This is a genomic window from Mesorhizobium neociceri (genome assembly GCF_013520985.1).
GTDB classification, from domain to species: Bacteria; Pseudomonadota; Alphaproteobacteria; order Rhizobiales; family Rhizobiaceae; genus Mesorhizobium; species Mesorhizobium neociceri.
Window position 1 is genome coordinate 260,028 of sequence record NZ_JACDTY010000005.1, and the last position, 6,999, is coordinate 267,026.

The window sequence follows — 6,999 nt, forward strand, 5'->3', positions numbered from 1 at the left end:
AAACCACGATTATCGTATGCACTGCCGGTTCTAATCTTTCTCGCCCCCGAGAAAGGCGCCGGTCCTGTTTCAGGCGGCGCGCCCGGCCAAACAATAGTTCAAATAAGACTGGACCGAAAGCGGTCTTCGCGGCGCACGTCCCGAAACAAGTCGCTACAGTTAGCGGTTACAGTTACCGGGCTTGCGCACCAGCATGACCCCGGAAATGCGGTTCTCGCACTAGAAATGATAGGCGAGACCGACCGTGCCGGTCAGCAGCGACGGCTTCAGTTCGTTCTGGTTCGGCTGGCTGTTGGCGACGGTGAAGCCATCGACCGCCTTGGTGTAAAGGCCTTCCACGCGCAGGCTCAGGTTGTCGGTCAAGGCGGCTTCGACGCCGGTGCCGATCTGGTAGCCCGACAATGTCTTGCTGCCGCCGCCGTCGAGGCCGAAGAACTCTTCATTGGCCTTGACCATCAGGCCGGCAAAGCCGCCCTTGGCATAGACTAGGGTCGAGGGCGTGGCGAAGTACCCGGCGCGCGCCGTCAGTGCGAAGACGCCCTGGACGGTGCCGAACAGTTTTGGCGCGGTCGGATCGGACGAATTCTGCGCCGGATCCTCGAACTTCAAATCGACATAGTCGGCACTGGCTTCAACGCCGAGCAGATAGGACGAGCCAAGCACGAAATTGTAGCCGGCAAAGACACCGCCGCCGAAGCTCTGCGCGCCATACGGGCCGGCGGTCGAGCCGGCCACGGCGACGTCGAGATGCATGACACCGAAATTGTAGGAGCCGTCGAGGCCGGCATAGAAGCCGTTCCAGTTCATGTCGGGGGCGGCCTCGACTGGATAGGCGGAGCCTCTGTCGGCGTTAAAGCGGTAGGACAGGCCGGCCGTCACCAGGAGATAATGCGGATCGAAGGATTCGCCGTCGGTATCAAGGGTGAACTTGTCGGTCGCCTGATAGTAGTTGGCCTCGATGCGGCCGGTCAGGTTGCCGAACAGGAAGGTTTCGGCGCCAACACCGATTTCGGCAGCACCGACGGTCTTGCTGGCGGTGCCGGTAAAGCCCTCTTCGGCTTCGAGCTTGATGCCGGCATAGCCGAGACGGCCATAGATCAATGTCTGGGGCGTTATCAAATAGCCGAGGCGGCCCGACGCCGAATAGATTGAGTCGGCCTTGACCAAGGTTCCGAGACCGCCGGACGAGAATGGCGAGTAATCGGAGTCGATTTGCGTATAGTCCAGTTCGAAACCGGCGACCCAGCGATCGGAGAACTGGTAGTCGAAACCGCCATGCACGCCGTAAGCAAAGTCCTCGGCGCCAAAGTTATAGCTAACCGTGGCGTCGCCAGGGAGCACCGGAAGCTGATCGTAGCCCATATTGCCGAAGGCGCCGCCGGCGTGGGCGCCGATGAAAAACCCGGTCCAGGACGGTCCGCTGACCTCCGCCGCCGGCGCGACGGTGTCGGCAGCCTGTGACAGCGAGGAGGCGCAAAGAAGTGCAGCGACGGCGGCCGATGCTGCAAACAGACTGCGAACCATTCAAGTCTCTCCCCATAAGCGCCATCTTGCGAGTATCACGCGATACTGAAATGTGCCAAAAAAATGGTTCGGGGATCGGGCCGATTATATCAGCTTGATTTACACTGTGCTGTATCTGCAACAATACGATTTGCTATCCTGCCGCGGCAGCCCAGCTGGCAGACGGTGACGGAAGCTGGAAAACGGATGACGGTTGGTCGGCGCGACTCAGGCAAGAATCGGACGTGACACACCCTGATCCCTTACGGCATGTCGACCGCTTCCTCGAAACCGAGATCGAGGCGCGGGCCTTGGCGCTTGCCTTTTCGCACGGCTTGATCGACCGGCTCGCCGGCCAGCAGTCGGCCGATCGAAGCGAGCTTGCCGGGCTGGCCGGGATGCCTGAAACCGCTTTCGTCTTCTTTCTCCAGTTGCTGGCAGGCAATGGCGTGATTCGCGGCGGCGACGCGGTCCGCCTGACCGCGGATTTCCGCGACGCGCTCGCCCATCGCGATTTGCTCGAGGCCAAGCTCTGGTTCGCCAATCTGGTCGCGCCGGACGTGCATGGGCTTTTTGCCGAGCTTTTGTCCGACATCCCTGAGTTCATGGCGCGCGCGGCAGTGTTCGAGCTTTTCCGCTATGACCGCTGCCTCGAGGTGACGCCGGAAAACCTTGATGCCGCGGCGCAATGGGTGGGCTACACGACGACGCTCAGCCGATACGAGGCGCCGGCCTGTCTCGACCGGCTCGATCTCGCGCAGAGCAGCCGCGTCCTGGATGTCGGCGGCAACAGCGGCGAATTCGCCCGGCAGATCTGCGAGCGCAACGCGACCATCGAGGCGACCGTTTTCGACCTGCCCGTCGTCTGCGCGCTCGGGCGCCGCCATGTCGCGGCATCGCCGCAAGCCGCACGGATCGCATTCTGCGAGGGTGACCTCCGGCGCGATCGCCTGCCTGCGGGCCATGATTTCATCAGCTTCAAGTCGGTCTTGCACGACTGGCCGAAGGACGAAGCCGCCGCCTTCATCGGCAAGGCGGCCGAAGCGCTCGAGCCTGGCGGCAAGATGGTGATCTTCGAGCGCATGCCGATCGAACTGAAGGGCGCCAGGCTGCCTTATTCGATGGTCGCCAACCTCGTCTTCCTGCCGTTCTTCCGCAGCCCGGATTTCTACGTGGGCGAACTCGACCGGCGCGGCTTCGCCGACATCGCCGTCCAGTCCGTGGGCATCGAGATGCCGTTCGCCCTCATCACCGCGAGAAAGCCATGAACCGGGCGCCCATCGTCGCGATTTCAGGCCATCCAGGCAGCGGCAAGACCTCGCTGACCAAGGCGCTGCAGAAACGGCTAGGCGTGCCGGCGCTGCACTATGACGATTTCGAGATGGTCACCAGCCTGCCGCCGGAAAAGATCAGGGACTGGATCGAGCGCGGCTCGGACTATGACGAGATCATGCTGGAGCCGCTGGTGCGGGAGTTGAACCGGCTTGCCGAGGCGACGCCGCGTCCGAAATGCGTGCTGCTCGACACACTGCTTGGGCGCGCGCACGCCGCCACCGGCAAGCTCATTGACACGCTGATCTGGGTCGACACGCCGGCCGATATCGCGCTGGCCCGCAAGATCGGCGAGGCCGCCGGCAGGGCGCGCGCGACGCCGGGAGAAGCGCCGGCCTTCATGGGCTGGCTGGACTCCTATCTCCGGCACTACACGGATTTCATCGCCGGCACCTATGCCGTGCAGAGCGAGCGGGTGCGGCCGGCCGCAGACATAATCATGGATGGCCGCGCGCCGGTGGCGCAGCTGGCCGACGAGGCGATGGTAGCGATCCTGCAGCGGATCGAACTGTTCGCCAAAGCGCAGGATCCGAAACAGACGCCGATCGAAGCGCCGGGCAGGCGCATGCTGGCGCTGATCGAGGAGCTGAACTGCCCGTTTGGACTGGAGCGCTCGGCCAAATTCGGCGATGGCGAGATCAACGAGGACCGCTTCCTCGCCATCGTGCACAAGGATTCGCTCGGCCCAGATGCCAAAGCCGGGCTAGCCCGCATCGCCCGCGCGCTGGCGCTGCCGGAAGCAATGCTTGCCATGTTGAGTGAGCACTTGGCCGAGGCCGAGATCGTGCATTTCGGTTATGAGGGCGGCAAGGCCGGCCTCTACAAGATCTATGTCGAGTTTTCCGGACGGGTGCGACGCGGCCTGACGAAAGGCGCCGTGGCCGCCACCGAACTGGTCCACGTCGCCGTGAAATGGCGGCCCGACGATCCGCAATCGGCACGCGTTTCACGCTATTTCTGGCCAGCGGAGGCGCGCGGGGTCGCGGCGATCAGGAGCCGGCTCGGCAAGCTGCACCCCGATGGCGGCGCATTGCCTTCCGTCGATGCGGCTTTCGACATGATCGAGGCGGCGCTTCCCCACTGCCCGGAAGACCGGATTTTCTTCATGGAGGTGCGCGAAGACGGTTCGCCGCGGCAGTCCTTCGACATCAACTTCTATTCGGCCGGCCTCGAGGTCGAGGCGGTTGAGCAGGCGATCAGACGCCTTGGCAACGCCTACGATATTAAGCCGGCTAAGTTAGACGCGTTCCTGTCGCGCATCGCTCGCCAGCCGCTCGGCCATCTGTCCGGGGGTCTGGGTCGAAACGGCCAGGATTTCGCCACGCTCTATTTCGGCGCCGCAGCGAGAAAAGGGGCAGGCCGTGGCTGACCGTCTCGACTGGGCCCTTCCGGACGACCCGCTCTTCGACTACTGCCTGTGGCCTTACAAGCCGGTGGCCGCCACCGCCGGCAAGCTGCGCTCCTCGACGCTGCTCTGGCAGTCGTTCGACGTGCTCGGCGCGCCGCCGCTGCTTGCCGAGATGGTGAATGCGATCAGCGCCGAGATCGGTCCGTTCAAGACTGTCTGGGGCGTCAAGCAGAAGGGCGCCGAATTCAGCTGGGAGCTTTATTTCTACGACTATGAGCGGCTGGAGCGCGAGGTCTCGATCGAGAGGGTGCTGGGCGCCCTGGCGCCCTACGCACCGTCGACGCTCTCTCTCTCACCGAAGCGGCCCTATTTCATGTTCTCGATCGATCTCGATGCAGCCCTTGGAGAGCGCAGGCGGAACATCGAGGAGATCAGCGTCTATCTCGGCAACCCAAGCGGCATGGTGTCGTCCGGCCTCTGCTACCAGCTCAGCGCTGCCGGCTTGCGCTTCGATAATCTCTATTATTTCTTCGATGCGAAGGACGATTGGGATGACATTGTCGGCAAGGTGGCGGCATCGGCGCATCTCGATCTCGACGGCCTCGATGTCTCGTCTGTGCTGTGGCCTGAGCTGACGGATTGCGGGATCATCGTCGTCGCCAACAAGAAGTATAATGACGGCGTCTATTTCTCCCGCATCCGCATCGACCAGTTGATATGGTTTGTCGAAAGACTGGGCTATCCCGAGGCCATCCGCGCCTTCCTCGTCGCGCATCGGGCGCATCTCGACCACATGCTCTATGATGTCGGCATCGATTATCGTATGATCGACGGCAGGGTGGAAATCCTCAAAAGCGCCTATTACGGCGTCGTGTAGATTTCTGATGGGCGCTTGATGTCGATCTACGACCACAGCAAATACGTCTCGCTGACGATGGAGTTCCGCTGCAACCTCAAATGCGTGCACTGCATGATCGAGGGCACGATGGATCGCCTGGCGCCCGAAAGCGACGAAAGCTTTCACGATCTGCTCGCCCACAACAGACGCACACGGCAATGGACCGGCCTCATTCTCACCGGCTCCGAAATCACGCTTCGGCGTGACCTTCCCGACCTTGCTCGCCAGGCACGCACGGCGGGCTTCGAACATGTCCGAATTCAGACCCATGGCATGCATCTGGGGCGGCGGGCCTACAGTCACAGTCTCGTCGAAGCCGGGATCGATGAATTTTTTGTGAGCGTCGCCGGAAGCGACGCTATAAGCCATGACACAATTACGACGGTCAAAGGATCATTCGACAAGACCGTACTTGGACTCGAGATTCTCGACGAGTATCCAGATGTCGCGACCATCACAAACACTGTCGTGACCGAAGCCAGCTATCGACTTTTGCCAGCCGTAGTCGACAGGCTGGCGCATCTGAAGCGGCTGACCCAGATGGAGTTCTGGCTGTACTGGCCGATGGCCGAAACCGACGAAAAAGGCTTGGCTGCCAACTACTTGGATGTACTGCCCTTCCTCAAGGAAGCTGTGCGCCGGGCTCAAGCACTCGGCCGTTCAGTGGAAATAAAGAACTTCCCCGAATGCTTGCTCGGCGAAGATTCTTTACTTCTGGTTAACGATCAACCGCAGCTTTACATCGATCCGGCGTTCTGGGACGAATTCGCCAAGAATGGCTTCTATCAGTGCCCCTACAGGGACAATTGCGCCTCTACTCAATGCCTTGGGCTCAACACCGCCTATGTCAAAAGACATGGTGACCATGCCGATCGGCTGGTGCCGCTGAATGATTGTTCAAAACAAGGTGTTGCCCTCGGGGAAACCATAGTCTAGTTCTAATAAAGAATTTCCTGAATCGCAGGAGAGATGAATCAGGCGGGGGCGCTTGATGGCATTCCTTTTTCAGGGCGATGTGCTTTCGAGGTTGGGTAATGGTTAAGCAACTGCTAATATATGAGCGCGCGGTACCAGTATCGTTCCGTAGCCATGGCGATTTGGCTGTCAGAACCGGCAACAATTTTTCCTTTGCGCGCGAGGTCAATTCGGTGCCGTTGATGGCCGCCGAATTTGCCAATGCCGCCGCCGAATATTCGGTGGTTTTCGCAGGCCAGGGTGAAAACATCATTCCAGTCGTTTTGCTTGGCGTACGCGATGGCGAAAATCTCTTCGTCAACCCGGATGGATCCTGGGCAGGGCGCTACGTGCCGGCGTTCCTGCGCCGCTACCCCTTCGTCTTTTCGAGCACCGATGACGGCGCCAACTTCACGCTGTGCGTCGACGAGGAGTTCGAAGGCTGCAACCGAAAGGGTCGTGGCGAGCGGCTGTTCGATGGCGACGGCGAGCGCACGCTTTATCTGCAGAACGTGCTCGGTTTCCTGCAGGCCTATCAGGTGCAGTTCCAGCGCACGCAGACGCTGACCAAGCGCCTTAACGATCTCAACCTTTTCGAATCCATGCAGGCGCGTTTCACCTTGCGTGATGGCAAGGTGCTGACGCTGTCCGGTTTCTTCGCGGTCAACCGCGAGCGGCTGAAGGCGCTGTCGGGCGACCAGCTGGCGGAGCTTGCCAGGTCCGATGACCTGGAATTGATCTATCTGCATCTGCAGTCGATGCGTCACCTGTCGGCGACAGCCGAACGAATGGGCGCGGGGGCGCTCAAGGGCAAGGATGACGTGCCCGAGCCGGAAACGGCTCCGGAACCTGCGGACGCGTGATGTGTGGAGGGCGCAGCATTGCGCCCTTTTTAGTGCTTGGGCATTGGGACTGGGGCGTTCGACGGCCGCAAGGGCGGCCGACGGACGGGGGGTGAGCCAAG

General features: G+C 61.3%; 6 protein-coding genes. 5 read left to right on the forward strand and 1 reads right to left on the reverse strand.

The window, feature by feature from the left end; all coding sequences use genetic code 11:
- Positions 1–219: 219 nt before the first annotated feature.
- The gene (locus H0241_RS13595) at positions 220–1,524 is read right to left on the reverse strand and encodes an outer membrane protein (RefSeq protein ID WP_181058147.1); all 1,305 of its coding nucleotides are present in this window, start codon (positions 1,522–1,524) and stop codon (positions 220–222) included.
- Positions 1,525–1,748: 224 nt separating this feature from the next.
- Here H0241_RS13595 and H0241_RS36220 point away from each other — a divergent pair, with 224 nt between their 5' ends.
- From H0241_RS36220 to H0241_RS13620, 5 genes are all read left to right on the forward strand, one after another.
- Positions 1,749–2,771 carry a methyltransferase gene (locus H0241_RS36220; RefSeq protein ID WP_181058149.1) on the forward strand — a complete coding sequence of 341 codons (1,023 nt, stop codon included), beginning with the start codon at positions 1,749–1,751 and terminating at the stop codon, positions 2,769–2,771.
- Complete coding sequence (locus H0241_RS13605; RefSeq protein ID WP_181058151.1) at positions 2,768–4,204, forward strand: nucleoside/nucleotide kinase family protein; 1,437 nt, start codon at positions 2,768–2,770, stop codon at positions 4,202–4,204. Before H0241_RS36220 ends, H0241_RS13605 begins: the two co-directional genes overlap by 4 nt.
- On the forward strand, positions 4,197–5,060 hold the full coding sequence (locus H0241_RS13610) for a hypothetical protein (RefSeq protein ID WP_181058153.1): 864 nt from the start codon (positions 4,197–4,199) through the stop codon (positions 5,058–5,060). The genes H0241_RS13605 and H0241_RS13610 overlap by 8 nt, the downstream gene beginning before the upstream one ends.
- An 18-nt stretch (positions 5,061–5,078) precedes the next feature.
- Complete coding sequence (locus H0241_RS13615) at positions 5,079–6,017, forward strand: radical SAM protein (RefSeq protein ID WP_181058155.1); 939 nt, start codon at positions 5,079–5,081, stop codon at positions 6,015–6,017.
- Between the two features lie 98 nt (positions 6,018–6,115).
- On the forward strand, positions 6,116–6,898 hold the full coding sequence (locus H0241_RS13620) for a SapC family protein (protein ID WP_181058157.1): 783 nt from the start codon (positions 6,116–6,118) through the stop codon (positions 6,896–6,898).
- Positions 6,899–6,999 lie beyond the last annotated feature (101 nt).

What these genes read in the sequence shown, in the direction of transcription:
- H0241_RS13605 (WP_181058151.1), top strand. Translation starts at nt 2,768, where the DNA reads ATGAACCGGGCGCCCATCGTCGCGATTTCAGGCCATCCAGGCAGCGGC.
- H0241_RS13620 (WP_181058157.1), top strand. Translation starts at nt 6,116, where the DNA reads ATGGTTAAGCAACTGCTAATATATGAGCGCGCGGTACCAGTATCGTTC.
- H0241_RS13595 (WP_181058147.1), bottom strand. Translation starts at nt 1,524, where the DNA reads ATGGTTCGCAGTCTGTTTGCAGCATCGGCCGCCGTCGCTGCACTTCTT.
- H0241_RS13615 (WP_181058155.1), top strand. Translation starts at nt 5,079, where the DNA reads ATGTCGATCTACGACCACAGCAAATACGTCTCGCTGACGATGGAGTTC.